Raw genomic sequence first — 20,561 nt, 5'->3', positions numbered from 1 at the left:
TCCGCCGCAAGGATCGAGCCGCCCGCCGAGAGCCAGAAAGCTTTTACCAGCTCGGGCGAGTAGGGGATCTCCATTTGCATCTCTTCGCGTTGCGAAAGGGTTCCGCTCTTGAGCTTCCGGACGTATTCCGATGTGTGCACCAGCAGGATGTCTTCATCAGCGGCCGGACGTGGCTCAACAAAATCCTCGGCTGCAGCTGTCTTGGTTTCGAGCAGGCGCTGATGCATCATCCGGTATTTTTGCGCGGGGAAAACATGCGCCCCGATAGGCAGGTAATAATCGTCGCTATAGATAAGTTTGAAGGGCAGCATGGAGCGTTCCAGACCCTAGTGATTGTAAACGGGTAGCAGCCAGCAGCACATCTTTGCGCGTAACGGCCTGCTGATATCATGCTTTTGTGGCAGCCATTGCGCAGGGCAGATTCATTACCTTCGAAGGCTTGGATGGATGCGGCAAAAGCACGCAACTGGAGAAGCTGGCTGCACATCTGCGCGAGCGCAAGCTGGATGTCGTTTCGACCCGCGAGCCGGGCGGGACTGCTTTCGGTGACCGCATCCGAGCCATCCTGTTGGACTCCCGCACTGCTGGCCTGGATACGCACACTGAACTCGCCCTGATGTTTGCCTCCCGGGCGCAGCATATTCATGAGGTGATTCTTCCCGCCATGCGCGCCGGCAAAATCGTACTCTGCGACCGCTTCACCGATTCCAGCGAGGCTTACCAGGGCGGGGGCCGCGAGCTGGGCAGCGAGCCCGTGCTGGCCTTGCATCGCGTTCTTTGTGGCGGCCTGCAGCCCGATCTGACCATCTTGATGGATTCCGACGTGGCCAGTAGCGTGGCACGGGCGCGCCGCCGTAATCAGGCGCAAGCCGAGGAGCAACAGAAGACCACCGATGAAGGCCGCTTCGAGCGCGAGAACCAGGGCTTCTTCGAGCGCGTGCACCGCGCCTACCATGAGATTGCCCGCCGGGAACCAAAACGGGTCGCGCTCATTGACGCTCGGCGCTCCATCGAGGTAGTTCACGGCGAAATCGTGAATGTGGTGCAGAAGCGTCTGTCATTGCCAGCGCGGCCTTGAAAGTAAAAACACTATGGGATGCCTTAAAGAAAATCATCATGGGATTTAAAGATTTTGTCGGAAACGAAAACGTAATCACGAACATACGCCAGATGCTGGCGCATGAGCGCTTCCCTCACGCCGTGATCATCGCCGGGGCCGAGGGTGCAGGCAAGTACACGCTGGCGCAGATGATCGCCAAGACCATGAATTGTCTTGAGCCCCCGGCAGGAGACCTGCCCGATTTCTGCGGGGTTTGTGCTAATTGCCAGCGCATTGCCGAGGCCGACGCGCTGGAGGCGCGCTGCGCCGAAGCCGTGGAGGTCCGCGAAGGTCTGCGCGAGACCGACAAAAAAGAAACGCGCATTTTCATACAAACCCACCCCGATGTCATAGTGATTCCACCCGATCCGCCACAACTGATGATCAAAGTGGACCAAGTCCGCCGGGTCACCGAGACAATCTATTTCCGTCCTTCAAACGGAAAGCGGCGGGTTTACATCTTCACCAACTCTGCCTTCATGAAAGAGGCGGCCAATGCCCTGCTCAAAGTCCTGGAGGAGCCTCCCGAGTTTGCCACAATTTTCCTGCTCACTGGCAATACGGGCGAACTGCTGCCCACGATTCGTTCTCGTTCCATCACCCTCACTCTCGCCCCTCTGCGCGTAGAGCAATTGGAAGCCTTCCTGGCCAAGCAAAGCCCGGCGCTGGGCGCGAAACAGCGTAGTTTAGTGGCCAGGCTCTCGGAGGGTGCGTATGGCAAGGCCCAGTCTTTTGATCTGGCCGGCTACCTGGCCGCGCGCAGCGACGCTCTTGCGATTCTGCATTCTGCGCAGACGGAAGACCACACCAGCCTGTTCAAAGCTACAGAAACCTATCGGGCGGGCGCAGAAGGCAAAGAGAAAACCACGCTGCTTCTGAGGACGCTCTATTCCCTGCTGGAAGATTTGATGTACATCCAGTCCGGCACGCCGGAGCTGGTGAAGAACCTGGATATTCTGTCTGACCTAGAACGCATGGCCAAGACTATTCCTTTTTGCTGGATCGAAGGCGCAAGCCGTGGACTAGGCGAGGTGGAAAGCGGCATGCGCCGCAATTTGCTGCGTTCGCTCTCTCTCGATGCCTTCGCCGTTTCGCTGGAGCGATAATGCTTTGAACAAAAAAACCTTCTCTCGCGAGAAGGTTTCTTGTGCTGATGCACTGAACTCACCAACTGTACCGTATCGCTAACTGGATTTCGCGCGGCTCGTGGGCTGACTTGATCTTGCCGAAATCGGGGTTCACGGTCACGCCGTTCGTACTGAATGTGCTGATGGGGTTGAAGTAGTTGGCCCGGTTAAACAGATTATAGAACTCCATGCGGAAGATGAGCATCCTCGCCTCCACGTCGGAGACATGGAACCCTTTTTGGACGGCGAAGTTCATGTTGATATAGTCGGGTCCGGTAAAGGCGTTGCGGCTGGAGTTGCCCATGCACGGTGTACCCGGCATCGGCTGGAAAAGATTGCCCTGGAAGCCCGGTGTTCCCGTGGCTTTAGGGTAAGGAGGCGAGCAAGCCAGCGACTGCGATGCAAGTTGAAGATTGGTAACATCAATCGCTCCGTTGGGGTTATTGCTCACATGCACGGGCCCGAGCACATTGACGCGCTGATTTACCTCACCCGCGATAGGACCGGCAAAGATGGTGAACGGCTGTCCGGACTGCGCCGTAAAGACGCCGCTCAACTGCCAGTTATCCAGCCAGTTTGGAGCTCCAAACGCCTTCTGCAGCGAAGGCACGTCCCAGGTGTAGTCGATGACCCCGCGGTGACTGGAGTTGAAATCTGAGCGCCCACGGTCATTGCGCAGAAAGTTACCGGGGCTTTGCGGAAGCAGATAAGGAGTGACCAAAGGTTGTCCTGCGCCTGTGGTTGTGACCGCGCTGGGGTTGAAGTTGATGGTCGGAATGGTGAGAGGAACCTGCTCGCCGCCGATGGCGCAGTTGACGCCGAAGAAAATGCAGCGGGCAATCGGACTATCTGAGCCGAACACTCCGTACCCGATCGTAAGATTCGACAGGCTTAACGGCAAAGTACTGAAGGTGCTGCTGGAAGCATTGTCAATTGATTTGGACCAGACGTAGCTGCCATTCAAGTGCAAACCGTGCCACTCTGCGGCACGCACCCTCAAGAATGCGGAATGATAGCTGGAACTGCCTTCGTTGATCATGGTAAAGATGGGGAAGAACGTGAAGTTTCCTGCCGAACCACCGAATATGTTGAATTCGTTGCTGAAGTTCTGGTTATAAATCACCGGCAATTTGCGGCCCAAGTCACCGATATACCCGACCTCGACGGCCAGCTTGTTGCCCAGTTGCTGCTGCACAGAAGCGCTCACCTGCATTGAGTAGGGAGTCAGCGAGTGCCGTGTATCCCGGGCATAGACAGCAAACGGCTCAGCCGCGCGCGCATAGAAGCTGCTGGGATTGAAGCCGTCGCGGGAAACCGCATTCAGCACCGCCGGATTGACCACCGAGCTTCCTACGCCGCAGGTGGTGAAGTTACCTGTAGGGCAAAAGCCCCGGGAGCCGAAGTCACGCACAACCCCGAACAGGGCGTTTCCGTTAGCAAATGAAACCGGGCGGTTGTACATCAACTGGGCGGTGTAGCTGGCGGGAAGCTGATCATAGAACAGACCTCCACCTGCGCGAAACACTGTTCGGCCAGAGCCAAATACGTCCCAGGCGAGACCTACACGGGGAGCAAAGTTCTTGGTATCACTTTTGACAATTTGGTTGAACCCACCGGCACCAGCGGTGTTATTGCACCGCCAAGCCTCTTTAAGACCATTGGTGATGCCAGCCGAAAGGGCATCATACGTCGGCAGTGGATTGCAGGCCTGGCCAAATGGATCAACGATCCCAGAGTGGTTCTCCTGCACCAACCCGTTGGCAAGAGGATCAAAGTTCCAGAGCAGGTTATGCTCCTCCTCGGGCGGCGAGAAATATTCATAACGCACGCCGAGGTTCAAAGTCACGCGTGGATGAATGTGCCAGGCATCCTGCAGAAATCCGCCAAAAGCCCAGGAGTGCAGGCGAGAAGCATAAGCGTTTTGCTGTTGCTGGAAGAAGTCAAAACTGGGCGCTGCGAATGCATTGGTTAGCCCGAATTTGTTAAAGCACCCTCCGTTGCAGGTTTCGCTGTCGCTGGTGAACTCTCCAATGTTGGAGGAATACATAAAACCACGGGCAAATGAGGCGTCTGTGTATTCATTATCCAGATGGCGAAATTCGGCGCCGAATTTCACAGAGTGTTTGCCGTGCGTCCACGAGGTGTTATCCGCGAAGAACAAGGTTGTGTCACGGCGATGCGTAGGAGCCCCTAAAGGCGCGCCCAGGCGCGCAAAGGGGAACAGGTAATCCAAAGTGGGAAACTGCTCCTTGGCCAGAAAAGCGGCGTTGCCTTGTTGCGCGGTGAAATCAGACCAACTGGCGATTGCGCCGGAGTTGTTGGGAGTGGCTCCGCTGTATTGCGGGTCTATTCCATTCAGCAAAACTGTGGGAAGCGCCGCGCCCGGAAAGCCCAGGGTGCGTGCATCAAAACCGTGGTCCTGCGGGGTCTCATTGACGCGAAAACGGTTAAAGCCGACGCGCGCCTCGGTGATCCATACCGGCGTAAAAGTGTGGGTGTAGGAAACGTTGAGGTTTTGATTCAAAACCTTGCGAAATGCGCCGTTGCCGGCATACTGTGGACTCGAGGGCAGCGTATCGTCATGGAGTTCGTTGAGAAACTGCATGGCATAGCGAACCGATAAATTTGTTGTTTTCGACAGAATGTAATCTGAGCGCAGCAAAGCATTGTGTACCGTTGTGTAATTGGGTGCTTGCCCGCGGAAAAATTCGAGCGCTCCGGGAACGCCGACCACATTTGATCCTGGGAAAAGCCCCAGGAGTTTCTGGTCAAGCACATAATTGGCATTAACGGGAGAGAAATTGGGCGCCCCAAAAGGTGCGTAGGTGTGGTCGAAGATAGAAGGTACGCGCTCAAAGACTGGATTGGGATTATCAATCATCGTGCCTTCATAGCTGGCAAAGCCAAACCACTTGTCCTTGCTGAACGGTCCGCCCATATTGGCGCCAAACTGCTTGGAGTCAAAGGGAATTTTACGGCTGTCATTGAATTGCAATATGCTTGCCGGATCGAACAAGGTGTTTTTGCCGAATAGCCCGGGTGTGCTCCCGCAGGCGTGGAGACCAGGGGCGGTTGCGACAGCGACGGAATCTGTGCAGAAGCCGCTATTCGTGGCGCTGGCTACGTAGTCGTTGTAGGTCAAAGGAGAGAAACCTTTAAACGTTGACGTAAGAGGACCGGCATAGGTCGCCGCTTTATCAAACGTAGTTCCCTTGTACACCGAAAGCGGGCTATTGGAATTGAGCGAGTCAGTGTTGAAGTAACCGAATGCATTGCCATGGAAGGTGTTGCCACCGCGCTTGGTGACCACGTTGACGGTGCCGCCGAGGTTGCGTCCGTATTCGGCGTTGGCCGTTCCAGAGATTACGCGAAACTCTTGCACTGAGTCATTGACTTGGAAAGGGACTGCCTGGTTGCTGCTGGAAGCCACGTTGTCAGCGCCATCCAGCAGAAAGCTGTTACTGGAGGGCCGGTTCCCGGAAATACTGAAGGAAGCTCCTGCCAAACCCGACCCCTGCTCCACATCGTGGGTGTTGGGGGGTATCAATCCTAATCCCAGAAAGTTTCTATTGACAGCTACAGGAAGCGAACGCAACTGATCTCCGGTAATGACGCCGCTGATCGTGGTGCTGACGGTTTCATTGGTCACTGCCGGCGCCTCACGCTTGGTCTCGACCGGCTGGTTGGTGGCAGCGGCAGGCTGCTCTTTCAAAGGCGGCAGGATGACACGTTCGTCGCCCACGTTGACCGTGATCCCGGAACGTACATCAATTTTTTTGCCGGCCTGGCTGGCACCGAGTTTGTAATTTTCAGCGGGAGGCACTTCAGGGAAGGTGTACGAGCCATCGGAGCCTGTGGTAGCGTTGCGGGTAAATCCAATGGCCGGATTTTCGAGCGTAACATCAACTCCGGAAAGCGGATTGCCACTCACATCATAGACCGTGCCGTACACAACTGCATTTTGAGTAGCGGCAAATGCCATGGGTGAGGCCAACAATAGCAGTACAGCAATGCCCCAGAGCAGAAGTTTCGAATTCCTGTACATTAACGCCCCCTAGAATTTATCTCCGTCATGTATGGTGCAGCGGAGTTCATTTTCATGTCATTGTCCCTGAACCTTCCCCAGGACACATATTGATTCCATGACGAAGCAACGCCCGTAGCGTCCAGTGGGCAGGATTGGGAGAAAAATGCTGATTTGGGTGCTAGTAATATCATTTTGCATGCAAAATGGCTACCAATAATTTCGTCCCGTATACTGAAAAGCAAGGTGGCAAGTCTGCGTCTGCTGTGATACTTTTATGTGCATCACCTCCCAATTTGACCATTGAGATATCTTTGGTCGGAAAAGACCATGAAAGACACAATTGATTCCTCCGCTGCCGTGGCGCGTGCACAGGAAAAACAGGCGCCGGAAGCTGGCTTGCCAAGCAGCGCATCGGGCGTGCCCACAGAGCATGATGGCTTCACCAACCGCAAGCTGATCCGTCCTTCGCTGCAAAGCCGCTCGGAAAGGGTGGCCGCGCGTCCTCCGCGCAATGCCGAATCCGGGGAACGCACGGGCGGCAGCGTGGCCGAACGGGGCGAGCGGTCAGGCGCACCGGCCAAGAAATCCGCACCGCCGGAGCAGACGCACGCTGAAAATTTCTACTACCAGAAACAAATCCAGGCCAAAACCCCAATGGTGGTCGTGCTCAATGATGGAGAGGAAATCCGGGGCGTGATTGAGTGGTATGACAAAAACTGTATCAAGATCAACCGGACCGGTTCTCTTCCCAATCTGCTGATCTATAAGCCAAGCATTAAATATCTCTTCAAAGAATCGGAAAGCACTCGGTAGAAGAAGTCGCCACCCCCCGGGTTGCCAGAAAAGCAGCCTTGTTGAATTCAGGATTTCTTGAATTGTTTGCTCAAGGTCAGGGCCTGCCGTTGATAGGAAGAACCTATATCGGTGCCATATATCTTATCCGGACGAGAGAGCAGACGCATATATGTCAGTCGACCCACGATCTGTCCGTCTTCAATGAGGAATGGAACATCGTGGGCTCTCACCTCCAGGACTGCGCGCGTGCCCTTAACGTCGCCGGAGCCATAACCGAATCCTGGGTCAAAAAACCCGGCGTAATGGATCCGGAACTCACCTATGGATGGGTCAATGGACCCCATCTCCGCCGCCCATTGAGGTGGAACGCTAATCCGCTCTTTCGAGGCAAGGATATAGAAGTCCCCTGGGTCAAGAATTAATCCTTTGTTGCCGGTTTGGTGCTTTACATCCCAGAATTCTTCAGGTGAGTAATGATTGATTTTCCCCAAATCTACAGAAGGCGCGTTCTTCTTCGCTTTATATGCAATTGCCTCCGAAGCCTCATGAGCTTGCAGATTCACGGAGATCAGAAGACCCCGGTTGATTTGGGCCTTTGCTGGGCTATCTTCATCCCAATAAACGAGGGGTTCATCCTGATTCAGGACACTCATTGCAGCATCTGATGGCCTGGGATTGCCGCGTACAAAGCGGAGCTGGCTCAGCCGCATACCCGCCCGCACATGAACGGTGAAGGTGCGTGAAACTATTTCGGCGTACAGTCTTCCTTTGTACCCTGGTGGCACGTACTCAAATTCGATCCCGTGGTCAGTGATAAGTCGAGTAAAAATATCGAGGCGACCGGTGGTGCTCTTGGGGTTGGCCCTGGCCCAGATGTCTTTGGGCAGATTGAGTTCTTCGATCAGTGGAACAATGTAAACGCAACCTTTCTCAAGAACCGCCGCTCCGGTGAGGTCAACCCTGGTCATTCTCAATTCCTGAATTCTCTGTTCAACCGTCGAACCCTGCCTGGGTAAAAAACTTGCCTGGACTCTATGGGCAATGTCTCCAAGTCTGAGATCGAGGCTGGCGGGTTGAATCTGGACGTCTGTGATTTCAGGGCTCGCGCAGATTTGGCCTTTGGCGATTAGTTCTTTAATCTCTTGAGAAGGCAGAATCCCAGTCGTATAAGTGCCGGCAGCTTCGCCTTCTAACTCAGGAAACAAGATCAGCTCACTGTTGAGATCTAGAGTAGACATTCTCAGGACTCCCGGTGACGTCGCATGATTTCCGAAACATGGCGTGCTCGGTATGTCAGTTCCAATTCGTAATAACGGGCGTAGCAATCCAAGCTGCAAAAACCTCCCTATCGTTTCTGGCCACTACCTACTCGCATGCTCGCAATTATTGTATGTCGAGCATACCATCAAAGCCCTGGCGTACTGCACAAGCCCAGGTGCAATCAGCATATTTCGCACTAGCGTCGATTTCGCCCCCTAAGGTTCGGAGACTGCTACGAGGACAGCCCGGGTTCCCTTCCAAATGCCGGGTTGTGAAATCATTTGACAATTACGGCTGTGCTTTTTACTATCCGCAGTTCAGGTATTTCCTGTACATTCGGAGCTGCGCGTGATTAAGCTCGATATTATCAACGAAGTTGTTACTAAGACTGGCATCACCAAGACCAAGTCCGAACAGGCTGTGGAAACCGTGTTTGAGAGCATGAAACGTGCGCTCGCCCGTGGTGACCGCATTGAGCTGCGCGGCTTTGGGGTCTTCAACGTGCGCCCTCGCAAGACCGGCATAGGCCGCAATCCGAAAACCGGCGCCGAGGTCAGCATCCCTCCGGGCAAAGCCGTGCGCTTTAAGCCCGGCAAGGAGTTGCAATCCATAGATTAGATGCCGTCTTGCGTCGCATGGCTCTGCGTCTGATAGCCCCAGGAAACGCGGGCAAAGATCGTCTTTCGCATACGGCTCATTCCGCATCTTATCCATCGCTTCGACTTTGCGCGTTCCGGCTTTATGGCTCTCTCTGACCCTCACCAGATCGGCTCCAACAATGGAGACATGCTCCCCAGCAATGCGCCCGAACCCCCAGAACCCCAGGGACCCCAAGCACCAGAAGATGCAACGTGTATAGCCAAACCCCGCTACTGGCTGGCAGGAGGGCTGCTCCTCGCCACCTTTTTCACCACCCTGCTGGCAGGAGTGCAGTTGCAGAACGATTTCATCAACAACCAGCCCATGTTCACATTTTCACAGGGAATTCTTCCCCTGGGATGGATCGCACAACAGCCTTCGCGTCTGCTGCTGGGAATCCCTTTTTCCGCCACGCTCCTGCTCATCCTGCTCTCCCATGAGATGGGCCACTTCGTCGCCTGCCGCCGTTACGGCGTGCAAGCGACGCTGCCCTATTTCATTCCACTCCCCACACCCATTGGAACGTTAGGAGCGTTTATTCGCATCCGATCTCCATTCCCTTCGCGCGCGGCTTTATTCGATATTGGCATCGCCGGCCCCATTGCCGGGTTCCTGGTCGCTGTACCCGCTCTGGTCGCAGGACTGACGCTGTCGAAGATTGAGCCCGATGTGGTCAGCGCTTCTGAAATACCACTTGGGTATCCTGCTATTTTTCATCTGGTCCGCATGGGAGAAAATATCCGCTGGCCGCTGAGTGCAATTTATCTTCACCCGGTGGCGATGGCCGCCTGGGTGGGAATGCTGGCCACCTCGTTGAATCTGTTGCCGGGCAGCCAGCTTGATGGCGGTCATATCCTCTACGCCGTTTGGCCGCGTGCCCATCGAACCCTTACCCGCATTCTGGTGATTGCTCTACTGCCCATGGGCCTCTTCTTCTGGTCAGGCTGGCTGCTATGGTTTGGTATATTGCTGGTTTTCGGAGCAAATCATCCTTACGTTCCAGAGCAACCGGGCCTCAGCCGTGGACGAAAATGGCTTGCAGTCTTTGCCCTCATAATGTTTGTCCTGTCTTTTATGCCGGTGCCGGTTCACGCCAAGGGTTGGACACTTGACTGGCACAAGGTTGTGCATCGCGTGGAGAGCTGGTTCGGTAAATAAAGATATTTTGTGAGTGGCGATATTTGTGAGTCGTATCTTTTATGGAACTGCCATTGATTATTATGAATTGTCATTCCGAGCCGCAGGCGAGGAATCCCTTTTGTGACCATGCGTTATAGGACAAGACTATATTACGTTTACATCATGGCCAGCGGCACGGGAACGCTCTATGTGACCAATAGCATCTACCAGCGCGTTTTGCAGCATCAAGAAGGAGTAGCTGATGGGTTCACTAAAAAGTATGGCGTGAATAAGCTGGTCTATTTTGAGGTCTTTCATTATGTCGGCAACGCCATTGCCCGCGAAAAAGAAATCAAAGGTTGGCGCAGGTCGAAGAAGATCGCGTTGATTGAATCAGTCAATCCGGGCTGGCGCGATTTGAGCCGAGATTTCGGGAAGGAATTTAAACCAGAAAATCCTCGTAGCAAAAGGGATTCCTCGCCTGCGGCTTCGGAATGACAATACTCTGCGAGCGTGGTAACTGTTCACATACTCGCGTCTACTGAAACTCACAGCAGCGAAACCGCATCCACATCCACAATAATATTCGTCCGCGGAATCTTCCGCTCGGCGCTGTATTTGATTACGGAACGCAGCGTCCCATTCAACCGCTCCCGGCTGTCGGATTTGAGCACAAAGTGATAGCGGTAATCCCGCTTAAGGCGCACGATGGGCGCCGCCGCCGGCCCCATGACCCGCAATCCTTTGCTCTTGTTTTTCTCGAACCATTGTCCCAGCTCGCCCGCGTATTGCAGGGCCCGCTCCAGCTTGTCGCTGCGCACCAGGAGATTGGCCACTGTGGTGAAAGGCGGATAGTTCATCCATTTGCGGAAGCGCAGCTCTTTGTCGCAAAAGGAGTCGTAATCGTGCTTGGCGGCATATTGGATGGCATAGTGATCGGGAAAATATGTCTGCAGGATGACTTTTCCCGGCAGGTTGCCTCGCCCCGCTCGTCCGGCGACCTGTGTGAGCAACTGGAAGGTGCGCTCGGCGGCGCGGAAATCCGGGAACCCGAGCGCAAAGTCGGCGCCTACGACGCCGACCAGCGTCACGCCGTGAACGTCGTGTCCCTTGGCGATCATCTGTGTGCCTACCAGCAAATCGAGTTCGCCCGCATCAAAAGCATTGAGCACGCGCTCGAAATCCTCGCGCCGGCGCACCGTATCGCGATCCAGCCGGCCTATCCGCGCTCGCGGGAACTCCTGGTTCAGGCGCTCCTCTAACTTTTCCGAGCCCGTTCCTAAAAAGAAAATATGTTCGCTGTTGCACTTGGGGCAGAGCCTGGGCACAGCCTGCCGGTATCCGCAGTAATGGCAGATGAGCGTATTGGCGCGCTTGTGATGCGTGAGAGCGATGGCGCAGTCTCGGCACTGCACCGTCTCGCCACAGGCGCGGCAGAGCACAACCGGGGAGTACCCTCGCCGGTTCAGCAGGATCATGGCCTGCTCATTGCGCTCCAGGCGCTCGCGTACCTCCTGTGCAAGCTGGCGGGAAAAGATGCGGTCTTCGCCGGTCTGCTGAAACTCGGCGCGCATGTCCACGACTTCGACTTCCGGTAACGGCCGCTTCTCCACTCGCTGCCGCAGCTCGATCAGCTCGTATCTGCCGCTCTGCGTGTTGTGATAGGACTCGAGCGACGGCGTCGCCGAAGCCAGCACAACGGTAGCGTTGGCCAGTTTGCCACGCATGACGGCAACATCGCGTCCGTGATAGCGGGGAGTCTCTTCCTGCTTGTAGGAGGAGTCGTGCTCTTCATCCACGACAATCAGCGCCAAGTCATGCACCGGAGCGAAAACCGCCGAGCGCGTGCCCACAACAATGCGGGCATCGCCGGCGCGGATACGCCGCCACTGCTCGGCACGCTCATCCGGCGAGAGCGCCGAGTGCAGGATGGCAACTTCGTCTCCGAAAAGATTGTGCAGGTTGGCGGCTGCTGCGGGGGTCAGGCCGATCTCAGGGACAAGCAAAATCGCAGAGCGGCCCTCAGCCAGGACCGACTGCATGGCAGAAAGATAGACCGCCGTCTTCCCCGAGCCGGTAACGCCGTGCAGCAGAGCGACTTTAAATTTTCGCGCGGCTGTGCTCTGAAGAATTTTTCCCTGGGCCTGGCGTTGTTCCTGGCCTAATTCGAAATCCAGGGAAGATTTAGCTTTAAGCCCCGATACTTGAAAAACCATCGGCTCTTCACTGATCTCGACCGCGCCATGCTTTACCAGCGTTTGCAGGGCACTGCGCGAGCCGCCCTTAGACCATAGGTCTTCGAGTGACATGCGACCGCCATGCTGCTCCAGTGCTTCCATGATTTTTTTCTGCTGCGCAGTAGCTTTGCCTGCGGCTTGCGGCTTTAGTATCGCAATCTTGCGCAGGCGGCGGCTGTCGCGAATGGAAGAAGCGTCTTCGCGGGTAATCCATTTCTTGCGCAGCAGGCTGGTGAGAACGTTTCGTGACCCGCCGATAACAGCACGCAATGAGCCCTGGGTCGCACTGTCGCGGTTGGCAAGATAATCGAGCACATGCAACTCTTCCACTTGCTCTTCATGCGTTTTCTTCGCACGCAGGGAAGAGCCCGCCGTTGCCGACTTGAACAGAACTTCTCTTCCTAAATCTGTGATGCGGTAGACGTAGCTGCGCTTCACATCCGCTGCCAGCGGCACCATGCCGCGCAGTACTTCTCCGAGAGGCGCAAGGTAATATTGCGAGATCCACTCCCCCAGGCGGAGCAAATCGCCCTCCAGCACCGGCTGTTGGTCAAGTACATCAATCACTGTCTTGGTTTCGACGCTGGGAGGTGTGTCGTGGAGTTTGGTAACAACTCCGGCCAGCCTCTCGTTGCGGAACGGAACCAACACCCTTCCGCCGACGACGGGCTCGATTCCGTTGCTGCCGATGCGATAGGTAAACACGCCTTCCAGCGGCAGGGGAACCGCGACATCGCAAAAAATGGGCATGCAGGTGAGTAGATTTTAGACTCTTTCTGTGGGTAGCGCAGAAGGGTCACTGGGTGGCTGTTTTGTCTGCTTTCGCGATCAACCCTCTCAGGTGCGCCTCTGAATAATCTTTCAGTCCCGCTGTCTTGAATCTTTCTTGTGCCTTCAAGAAATAATCGTGGGATTGATTCAAATTGCCTGCAACGTCTTCTACCACCGCAAGCCGCGCATAGGTATAGGCGATGGTCAAATTCAGGGACTTATGATTGGCACGTTTCAATCCCTCGGTAGTTTGCAGGAAATTGAGCAATCCCAATAAAGCCTCTCGACGATATGGGGTCCCAGCCTCTTTGTATTGAAACAAGGAGAGTTCCTCAATTCCAGCATTCGCGGTGATCTGAAAGAGGGCCGCTACAGGCCGGGAGGCTCGCGTGTTCAGGTAATATCCAATGGGAAATGCAACGGCAAATGCGACGATTCCAATTGCAACCAATGTCCAGCGTTGCCGACGTTGCATTTTTGGAGTCATAGCCTCTGGATTCCACTACCTCGCATTATTTTCATTGTCTTCTGCGTAATATCTGGCAATTAGGTCGCGCAGGTGAGATTCAGAGTAATCCGTCCAGCCCGCTGTCTCAAAATTTTTCTGAGCTTGCGCCAGATATTGCCGGCTGGTATCGTCCTCCGCGCTGGCGATGGCAAGCCGAAGTTGCACCAGCCCAGCGGCAACCCTCAGCAGGTTAGCCAGTCCCGGGTTATTCGTTGCTGAGCGTCGACTCTCAATGGTCTTGAGTTCTTCAACGAGAGAACTTTTCCCTTTTTCAGTGCTCCACGTTTTCGGATCAGAGGTGCCAACTTCCGCTCCTTCAAATTGGACCATATCTTGATAGGTCTCAAGGTAGTCTTTGAGTCGAGAAGAGTTCCTCGCCTGGAATTTCGCTACGTATTCGTTGGTATACAAAGGAATTACAAAACCTGTCACCAAGCCAGCAACCAGACACCCCGAAATCACAAATAGAATAGGTAATTTCATCTCCGGTTGTTCCTGCTACTCCGGTTTCGATTTTCGCACTGCGAGCCCCATTGTCTGCATGACCATCTGCAAATCTTTCCAGGCCTCTTTCTTCTGGCGGGGATCGCGCAGCAGAAATGCCGGATGATAGGTCACCGCAAGTTGGGTTCCACGAAAATCATAGAAGCGTCCGCGCAGGTTGGCCATGGAATCATTCAAGCCCAGCAGGTTCTTGGCGGCGACTGCGCCCAGGGCGACAATGACCTTGGGTTTGATGACATCAATCTGCCGCATCAGGAAGGGCGCACAGGTCTCACACTCCTCGCGTTCCGGCGTACGGTTGCCCGGCGGACGGCACTTGATGACGTTGGCAATATAAACATCTTCGCGACGCAGGCCCATGGCGGTGATCATGTTATTGAGCAACTGTCCGGCGCGGCCCACAAAAGGTTCGCCCTGCTGGTCTTCGTCGGCTCCCGGCGCCTCGCCCACGAACATCAGATCGGCGTTGGTATTGCCCACGCCGAAGACGATTTGTTTGCGTCCCTGCTTGTGCAGCTTACAGCGTGTGCAATCGCCGATGACTTCGCGTATGGCTTTAAGTGCTGCTGGCCTGTTCTCCACGTCAATGGCAGCCAGCTGGCCCGCGTCAGACGAGGGGTCCAGCGAGAAAATAGGCAAATCCAGACTCTCAATTTTTTTGCTCATAGTTAGAGGGCTAGTCTCTCTTGCAGGAGTTGTCTCAATACTTGCCGCCTGGGTCGTTTGCACCGCCGGCTCGGGCGGAATTGCTACCGCGCGCCGGTAGAGATCATAAATCCCAAGGTCACGATAGTACTCCATGCGGGCAGAGAGCTGGCGGCGGGTTTCAGGGTCAAGAGGCAAGGTTCGAGTTTCCAGTTTCCAGTTTAAAACAAAAGCATACCGCGAATTCCACCAATCACGCAGGTGTCTTTTATTCCGACGCGAAGCGGAGGAATCAGTCCTCCAATGACTCAATGACCCGATGATTCAATCGTCCAATCCTGACACGGCCCCATTGTGATATCAAAGTCTTAACTTCTGAACAAACCTGGATTACCATCGTTCTTGGAAGTGTATCTGCGTTTCAGAACGCGGGGGTAATGCCCTCAACGGTCTTTGAAAATTTATTTGCCTGCCGCCCGAGCGGAGGTCCTTGCTTGGGCCCCGGTTTCTAGCCTTGTCTCGTTGGACATATCCACCCTAGATTCTGAAACTGTGGAAAAGCAGATCCTTAGCGCATTGAAATGCCGAAACAAATTGGGCTTCCCCGATACTCTCAATTTGTTTATAGAAAAGCTAATACTGCTGACTTGTGATTCACTACCTGCTAGTGGGCCTCTTTCCCGCTCTATGTCGTTGAATCTCTGTGATTTATAATCGCAAAGTTTGCTTCAGCAAGTGGGGTGGCCTTCGGGCAAGAAATAATGGAAGCGAAGATTACTAAAGCCTAAACAGGTGCGCCCTTTTTTCGGCGCTGGCGGATTTGGACTGTGGCGTCGAGCACGCGGTGCGCCACCTCCCACTTACTCATCTCGGGGACATTCTGCACTTCATCCTGGGTGATGATGCTGACGGCATTGCGCTCGGAATCAAAGCCGATGCCCGGCCGCGATACGTCGTTGACCACAACCATGTCGCAATGCTTTTCCGTTAATTTCTTGCGGGCGTTTTCTGAAACATTTTCAGTTTCGGCGGCAAAGCCAACCAGAATCTGCCCCTCGTTTTTGCTGCGTCCAACCTCAGCGAGGATGTCAACCGTCGGCTCAAGCTCCAGCGTCATTGCGCCCTTGCGCTTCAGCTTTTGCTCTGCTGGTGTTTTGACCGTAAAGTCAGCCACGGCGGCTGCTTTGATGATTACCGTTGCCTGCCCCAGTCTGGCCAGAACCTCGCGGCGCATTTCGTCGGTGGTTTCAACCGGCACCAGCTCTTGGACCGCCGGGGCCTTAATGGCCGTCGGTCCGCTTACCAGAACCACATGAGCACCACGCCGTAATGCAGCTTCAGCCAGAGCGTATCCCATGCGGCCGCTGGAGCGATTGCCCAGGTAGCGCACCGGATCAATTTTTTCATGCGTTGGTCCAGCGGTGATTAGTACGGTCTCGCCACTCAGGTCTTGCCGGGCACCCAAAGCTTCCAGCGCCGCTGCCACAATGGTCTCGTTCGCGGCCAGGCGTCCTGGTCCAGTCATGCCGCAAGCCAGATAGCCGGCATCGGGCTCAACAATGCGCACACCCCGCGCTTTCAGTTTTTCCAGGTTGGCTTGGGTAGCACCGTTCTCCCACATATTCACGTTCATGGCAGGAGCAACAACCACCGGAGCAGTGGTCGCAAGAAAAAGTGTGGAGAGAAAATCATCGGCCAGTCCGTTGGCAAATTTAGCCAGAGTACCGGCCGTGGCCGGGGCCACCAGCAGCGCATCAATGGATTGCGCCACAGCAATGTGCTCAACGGCGGACTCGATGTTTGGCGTCTCTGCGCCTGCGCCAAACAGATCGGTAATGACCTTTTCACCGGAGAGGGCAGCGAAGGTCAGCGGGCGTACAAATTCCTGGGCGGCACGCGTCATGATCACCTGTACGCGCACACCCCGGTCCTGCAGAAGACGGCAGATCTCCGCCGCCTTGTAGGCTGCGATGCCTCCGCTCACCCCAAGGGCAATCTTCATTCTTTTATTGTAAATCGCAAACGGGTTGGGGGGAGAGTAACTTACTTACTTCCGATTGCGCGGTCGAGCTGCTCACTCACCGCCTGTGCCGTGGCTGATTTGCCGGGCTCGGCGATGACCCACTTCACCTTCCCGGCGGCAATCTCTTCTTCAGCGATGCGGCAGGCCTTGCGTGAGCGCACCTGCTCCATCAGTGGGCGGGCACCTGATTGCAATTGTCGCGCCCGGCGTGCTGCCACCAGAACATAACGATAGTTGCTGTCAAATCCATCCATCAACTTCATGACATCTCCCCGTTCCCGGACTTTCGCCGGGATTCAAAACCTAGAACCTAGGTGTGCTGCTTTGCGCAGATTATATCGCAAAAGAAGCAAGGATCGGCGCTAATCGCGGACGTACATTCGCCTGCAGGCACTCTTCGGCAAGCTTACGCAAGCTCTGCCACTCCTGGTCTCCATCTTGAGCCGCTCCCGATCGCTTCCCACGCTCATAGTGCACGATGGCCCTCAACTGGTCAATCGAGTGTTCCAGGTCGTCGTTCACCAAGATGTAATCGTAGTTGGGGTAATTCGCGATTTCTTTTGAGGCGGTGTTCAACCTGCGTTGGATGACCTCATCGGAATTCACCCCTTCCGCCTGGCTGCGGCGGCGCAGGCGCTTTTCCAGTTCACTGCGCGAAGGCGGCAGAATGAAAATGCTGATAGCCTCGGGCAACTTTCGCTTGATCAGACGTTCGCCCTGCACATCAATATCCAGCAACAGATCGTTGCCCCGGGCTTGCGCTTCCTGCAGAAACTTCCGCGCGGTGCCGTAGTAGTTGCCAAACACTTCGGCATGCTCCAGAAATTCATCGCGGTCAATCATGGTCTCGAATTGCTCGCGTGTGACAAAAAAATACTCGCGCCCATTCTGCTCGCTGCCCCGCGGGTTGCGGGTGGTGTAAGAAATGGAAAAATCCAGATGCTTGACGCTTTTGCGCAGCTCGTTGACCAGGGTTGATTTTCCCGAGCCCGAGGGCGCGGAGATGATATAGACCAGTCGGCTCATTCTACGTTCTGCACCTGTTCGCGCGCCTTTTCGATCTCAGACTTCATGGCCAGGCCCAGCTCCGTGATGTGGAGCCCTTCCCCGGCCAATCCTGCTGTTTTAGAAAGCAGGGTGTTGGCCTCGCGATTCATCTCCTGCAAAAGAAAATCCAGCTTCTTGCCGATCTCTCCCTCGGCCTCCAGCAACCCAAGAAAGTGACTGACGTGCGCCTTCATGCGCACCACCTCCTCCTGTACGTCGCTGCGTTCGGCAAGAATGGCAGCCTCCTGCAAAATCCGCGCCGGATCGGCGATTGAACCGATCAGCTCCTGTAATTTTGCGGTGATCTTTTCCATATGGGCCCGGCTGATGACAGCGCGCAGTTTTTCCACGTCATCGGTGGCCGCCTGCAAGCGCGTCATGCGCTCGCGCAGCTCGCGCTCAATGCTGGCACCTTCCTCGATGCGCATCCGGTCCAGGCTCACGATGGCTTGCGTGGCGCAGGCCAGTACAGCCGACTCGAAGCCGCCGTCGCCGTTAAGTGCTGCTGCAGAGGCCGTCAGCGCGCCTGGCAATTTGAGCACGGCGTTTAAATCAGGCTCCGCGGTGACACCAAATTCCTGCGCTGCACTGCGGTAGACGCGAAGATAGCCTCCCACCAGCTCGCGATTGAGGGAAAACAGATCGCCTCCGGCGCGTTCCAGTGTGAGCGTCACGTCGAGGTGTCCGCGTGCCATCTTTTCTTTCAGCAGACGTCGCAGCTTCATCTCCAGTGCGTCGCTCTCAGCGGGCAACCGCATATTCAGGTCGAGAAACCTGTGATTGACCGACTTCAATGACAAGCTAAAGCTAACCGGGGCTGACTCCTGGCCAGCTTGTCCTTTTGTCTGCGCGTATCCCGTCATGGAGCGAATTGCCATTTAGTTTTTGTACCCTGGAACCTTAACTGACTGAGAGCCGTGGGACCTCGGAATCCACAAACTGCAAATCGTGCAGGCGGCGGTAGATTCCCAACCGGCGCATCAATTCTTCATGTGTCCCAATGTCGGAGATCGTGCCGTTTTCCAGCACCACGATTTTATCCGCACGGCGCACCGTGGAAAGCCTATGTGCGATCACGAAAACCGTGCGGCCTGCCATCAAGTTCTGCAAGGCCGACTGTACCAGCGACTCTGATTCGGAGTCGAGGGCCGAGGTGGCTTCATCCAGAATGAGAATGGGTGCATTCTTCAGAAGAGCGCGGGCGATGGCCAGGCGCTGGCGCTCGCCTCCGGAGAGCCGGGTACCGCGTTCCCCGATCACGGTGTCGTATCCCTCAGGCATCAGGCTGATGAAATCATGCGCCAGGGCGGCCTTGGCAGCAGCCAATACCACAGATTGCTCGATATTAGGCTGACCGTAAGCAATGTTGTTGCGCACGGTTTCGTTGAAGAGAATGGTCTCCTGGGTAACGATCCCCACCTGGCTGCGCAGGGAGATCACGGTCAAATCGCGGACGTCTTGTCCATCAATCAGCAGGCTGCCGCCGCTGACATCGAAAAACCGTGGGATGAGATTGGCTAAGGTGGTTTTGCCTGCGCCACTGGAACCTACAAAGGCCACAACTTCGCCTTTGCGGACCTCAAGGTTGATGTTGCGCAGCACCTCGCGCGCCTCTCCATTCTCGCCATAGGAAAAGCTCACATTACGAAAGCTGATGCTGGAATGAAAGGGGGGCAGAATCAGGGCATCAGGCCGCTCCTTGACTTCGTCACTGACATCCATGAAGGCGAAGATGGAGGAAGAGGCACCCAAGGCCTGCTGAAAACTGTTGTTGAAGAGGGCGAACTTGCGCACTGGATCGTACAGCCTGAAAACACCTATGATGAACGCCATATAGGTGCCGAGAGTGAATTTGTTCGTATTGATTTGATCGCGTCCCAGAAGCAGTAAGACCGCAATGGCAATCGCGCCGAAGATATCCATCAGCGGCGAACTCACCGAGGCTGCCGCCACCCAACGTAGGTTAGCGCGGAAGAGCCGCTGCGCGGCCTTGGCGAAGCGCATGCTCTCCCATAGCTCCATACCGAAGGCCTTGACGATGCGGTTGCCGGTGATGGTCTCGTGCAGAATGTTTTGGATTTCTGCGAGCTTATCCTGTCCTTTGCGAGTGGTATGCCGCACCCGCGCGCCGATGCGGACAGCCGAGACGATAATAAAGGGCACAAATAGCAGCAGAATCCAGGAAAACTTCCGCCCCAGGCTCACAACCACGCACGTAGTAAAAATCAGGATTGAGGTTTGCTGCAAAAACTCGGCCAGAACCGAAGACATGGCGAACTGCACTTTTTCCACATCATTCACGATGGTGGAAAGCAGCGTTCCCGTGGGATGCTTCAGAAAAAATGCGACCGAGCGGCGCAGGATCGAATTGTACAGATCGTTACGCAGGTCGGTAATCACGCCAAAGCCCGCGTGGTTCACCAGATAGGTGCCAGCGTAATCGAAGATCCCCTTGAGCAGCATGGAGACTACTAGGGCAAAAGCAACCACGGTCCATGGATTGTGAAAATTGGATGGGACCAAATGCTGAAGATGAAGTTCATGATTACTGCCTGGAAACAGCACCAGGTCGCGCGACGGCGAAGCCGGATTGAGGACGCGGTCGAAAACCGGTACGATCAACAGTGTGCGGAAAGCATCCAGCGCACCTACCAGCGCCATCATCACCACCGAGGCGACAAGCTGCAGCCGGTAAGGACGGGCATAGCGTAGCAGCCGCTTTAGTTGTTGCATAGCACCTGCTCAAGCTTCCCAAAAATT

At 55.2% G+C, this 20,561-nt stretch carries 18 protein-coding genes; 6 read left to right on the top strand and 12 right to left on the bottom strand.

The features are described 5' to 3' along the window. Window positions 1-311 (bottom strand): hypothetical protein (locus VK738_19055; protein HTD24763.1); only part of this gene is annotated, 311 nt, incomplete at its 3' end. A gap of 86 nt (window positions 312-397) precedes the next feature. Between VK738_19055 and tmk the strand changes: the two genes are divergently transcribed. Then, complete coding sequence (gene tmk / locus VK738_19050) at window positions 398-1,078, top strand: dTMP kinase (GenBank protein ID HTD24762.1); 681 nt, start codon at window positions 398-400, stop codon at window positions 1,076-1,078. A gap of 38 nt (window positions 1,079-1,116) precedes the next feature. Then, the gene (locus VK738_19045; GenBank protein HTD24761.1) at window positions 1,117-2,205 is read left to right on the top strand and encodes a hypothetical protein; all 1,089 of its coding nucleotides are present in this window, start codon (window positions 1,117-1,119) and stop codon (window positions 2,203-2,205) included. Window positions 2,206-2,263: 58 nt separating this feature from the next. Here the strand turns inward: VK738_19045 and VK738_19040 are convergent, their stop codons facing one another. Next, window positions 2,264-6,271, bottom strand: coding sequence for a TonB-dependent receptor (locus VK738_19040; protein ID HTD24760.1), 4,008 nt, complete (start codon window positions 6,269-6,271; stop codon window positions 2,264-2,266). A 309-nt stretch (window positions 6,272-6,580) separates the two neighbouring features. Here VK738_19040 and VK738_19035 point away from each other — a divergent pair, with 309 nt between their 5' ends. Then, window positions 6,581-7,066: a hypothetical protein gene (locus tag VK738_19035; GenBank protein ID HTD24759.1), complete on the top strand. Its 486-nt coding sequence runs from the start codon at window positions 6,581-6,583 to the stop codon at window positions 7,064-7,066. 47 nt (window positions 7,067-7,113) lie between these two features. On the opposite strand, the gene VK738_19030 is transcribed toward VK738_19035, so the two are convergent. Then, window positions 7,114-8,286, bottom strand: coding sequence for a 2'-deoxycytidine 5'-triphosphate deaminase (locus VK738_19030; protein HTD24758.1), 1,173 nt, complete (start codon window positions 8,284-8,286; stop codon window positions 7,114-7,116). Window positions 8,287-8,656: 370 nt separating this feature from the next. On the opposite strand from VK738_19030, the gene VK738_19025 reads away from it, so the two are divergent. The 3 genes from VK738_19025 to VK738_19015 all read left to right on the top strand — a co-directional run bounded on the left by VK738_19025 (window position 8,657) and on the right by VK738_19015 (window position 10,564). Further along, window positions 8,657-8,926, top strand: a complete 270-nt coding sequence (locus VK738_19025; protein HTD24757.1) for an HU family DNA-binding protein — start codon at window positions 8,657-8,659, stop codon at window positions 8,924-8,926. 123 nt (window positions 8,927-9,049) lie between these two features. Further along, window positions 9,050-10,105, top strand: a complete 1,056-nt coding sequence (locus tag VK738_19020) for a site-2 protease family protein (GenBank protein ID HTD24756.1) — start codon at window positions 9,050-9,052, stop codon at window positions 10,103-10,105. A gap of 108 nt (window positions 10,106-10,213) precedes the next feature. Continuing rightward, window positions 10,214-10,564, top strand: coding sequence for a GIY-YIG nuclease family protein (locus tag VK738_19015; protein ID HTD24755.1), 351 nt, complete (start codon window positions 10,214-10,216; stop codon window positions 10,562-10,564). A 50-nt stretch (window positions 10,565-10,614) separates the two neighbouring features. On the opposite strand, the gene priA is transcribed toward VK738_19015, so the two are convergent. The 9 genes from priA to VK738_18970 form a co-directional block, all read right to left on the bottom strand. Next, complete coding sequence (gene priA / locus VK738_19010; protein HTD24754.1) at window positions 10,615-13,053, bottom strand: primosomal protein N'; 2,439 nt, start codon at window positions 13,051-13,053, stop codon at window positions 10,615-10,617. Between the two features lie 46 nt (window positions 13,054-13,099). Beyond that, window positions 13,100-13,549 carry a hypothetical protein gene (locus tag VK738_19005; GenBank protein HTD24753.1) on the bottom strand — a complete coding sequence of 150 codons (450 nt, stop codon included), beginning with the start codon at window positions 13,547-13,549 and terminating at the stop codon, window positions 13,100-13,102. Between the two features lie 27 nt (window positions 13,550-13,576). After that, the gene (locus VK738_19000) at window positions 13,577-14,065 is read right to left on the bottom strand and encodes a hypothetical protein (protein ID HTD24752.1); all 489 of its coding nucleotides are present in this window, start codon (window positions 14,063-14,065) and stop codon (window positions 13,577-13,579) included. A gap of 15 nt (window positions 14,066-14,080) precedes the next feature. Beyond that, window positions 14,081-14,929, bottom strand: a complete 849-nt coding sequence (locus VK738_18995) for a uracil-DNA glycosylase (GenBank protein ID HTD24751.1) — start codon at window positions 14,927-14,929, stop codon at window positions 14,081-14,083. Window positions 14,930-15,515: 586 nt separating this feature from the next. Then, the gene (gene coaBC / locus VK738_18990; GenBank protein ID HTD24750.1) at window positions 15,516-16,733 is read right to left on the bottom strand and encodes a bifunctional phosphopantothenoylcysteine decarboxylase/phosphopantothenate--cysteine ligase CoaBC; all 1,218 of its coding nucleotides are present in this window, start codon (window positions 16,731-16,733) and stop codon (window positions 15,516-15,518) included. A 41-nt stretch (window positions 16,734-16,774) separates the two neighbouring features. After that, window positions 16,775-17,017, bottom strand: a complete 243-nt coding sequence (gene rpoZ, locus VK738_18985; protein HTD24749.1) for a DNA-directed RNA polymerase subunit omega — start codon at window positions 17,015-17,017, stop codon at window positions 16,775-16,777. 70 nt (window positions 17,018-17,087) lie between these two features. After that, window positions 17,088-17,780 carry a guanylate kinase gene (gene gmk / locus VK738_18980; protein ID HTD24748.1) on the bottom strand — a complete coding sequence of 231 codons (693 nt, stop codon included), beginning with the start codon at window positions 17,778-17,780 and terminating at the stop codon, window positions 17,088-17,090. Further along, window positions 17,777-18,679: a YicC/YloC family endoribonuclease gene (locus tag VK738_18975; protein HTD24747.1), complete on the bottom strand. Its 903-nt coding sequence runs from the start codon at window positions 18,677-18,679 to the stop codon at window positions 17,777-17,779. Before VK738_18975 ends, gmk begins: the two co-directional genes overlap by 4 nt. A gap of 22 nt (window positions 18,680-18,701) precedes the next feature. Further along, window positions 18,702-20,534 carry an ABC transporter transmembrane domain-containing protein gene (locus VK738_18970; GenBank protein ID HTD24746.1) on the bottom strand — a complete coding sequence of 611 codons (1,833 nt, stop codon included), beginning with the start codon at window positions 20,532-20,534 and terminating at the stop codon, window positions 18,702-18,704. Window positions 20,535-20,561: the final 27 nt, after the last annotated feature.

This window comes from Terriglobales bacterium, assembly GCA_035487355.1.
GTDB lineage: Bacteria > Acidobacteriota > Terriglobia > Terriglobales > Acidobacteriaceae > QIAW01.
Note: the sequence above shows the minus strand (reverse complement) of the source record. Positions and strands in the feature narration are given on the sequence as shown.

Bases quoted from the DNA above. Each gene is read 5' to 3' on its own strand.
- VK738_19035 (HTD24759.1), top strand. From the start codon at position 6,581: ATGAAAGACACAATTGATTCCTCCGCTGCCGTGGCGCGTGCACAGGAA.
- rpoZ (HTD24749.1), bottom strand. From the start codon at position 17,017: ATGAAGTTGATGGATGGATTTGACAGCAACTATCGTTATGTTCTGGTG.
- gmk (HTD24748.1), bottom strand. From the start codon at position 17,780: ATGAGCCGACTGGTCTATATCATCTCCGCGCCCTCGGGCTCGGGAAAA.
- VK738_19005 (HTD24753.1), bottom strand. From the start codon at position 13,549: ATGCAACGTCGGCAACGCTGGACATTGGTTGCAATTGGAATCGTCGCA.
- VK738_18975 (HTD24747.1), bottom strand. From the start codon at position 18,679: ATGGCAATTCGCTCCATGACGGGATACGCGCAGACAAAAGGACAAGCT.
- VK738_19045 (HTD24761.1), top strand. From the start codon at position 1,117: ATGGGATTTAAAGATTTTGTCGGAAACGAAAACGTAATCACGAACATA.
- VK738_19040 (HTD24760.1), bottom strand. From the start codon at position 6,271: ATGTACAGGAATTCGAAACTTCTGCTCTGGGGCATTGCTGTACTGCTA.
- VK738_18970 (HTD24746.1), bottom strand. From the start codon at position 20,534: ATGCAACAACTAAAGCGGCTGCTACGCTATGCCCGTCCTTACCGGCTG.
- VK738_19030 (HTD24758.1), bottom strand. From the start codon at position 8,286: ATGTCTACTCTAGATCTCAACAGTGAGCTGATCTTGTTTCCTGAGTTA.
- priA (HTD24754.1), bottom strand. From the start codon at position 13,053: ATGCCCATTTTTTGCGATGTCGCGGTTCCCCTGCCGCTGGAAGGCGTG.
- coaBC (HTD24750.1), bottom strand. From the start codon at position 16,733: ATGAAGATTGCCCTTGGGGTGAGCGGAGGCATCGCAGCCTACAAGGCG.
- VK738_19000 (HTD24752.1), bottom strand. From the start codon at position 14,065: ATGAAATTACCTATTCTATTTGTGATTTCGGGGTGTCTGGTTGCTGGC.
- VK738_19020 (HTD24756.1), top strand. From the start codon at position 9,050: ATGGCTCTCTCTGACCCTCACCAGATCGGCTCCAACAATGGAGACATG.
- VK738_19015 (HTD24755.1), top strand. From the start codon at position 10,214: ATGCGTTATAGGACAAGACTATATTACGTTTACATCATGGCCAGCGGC.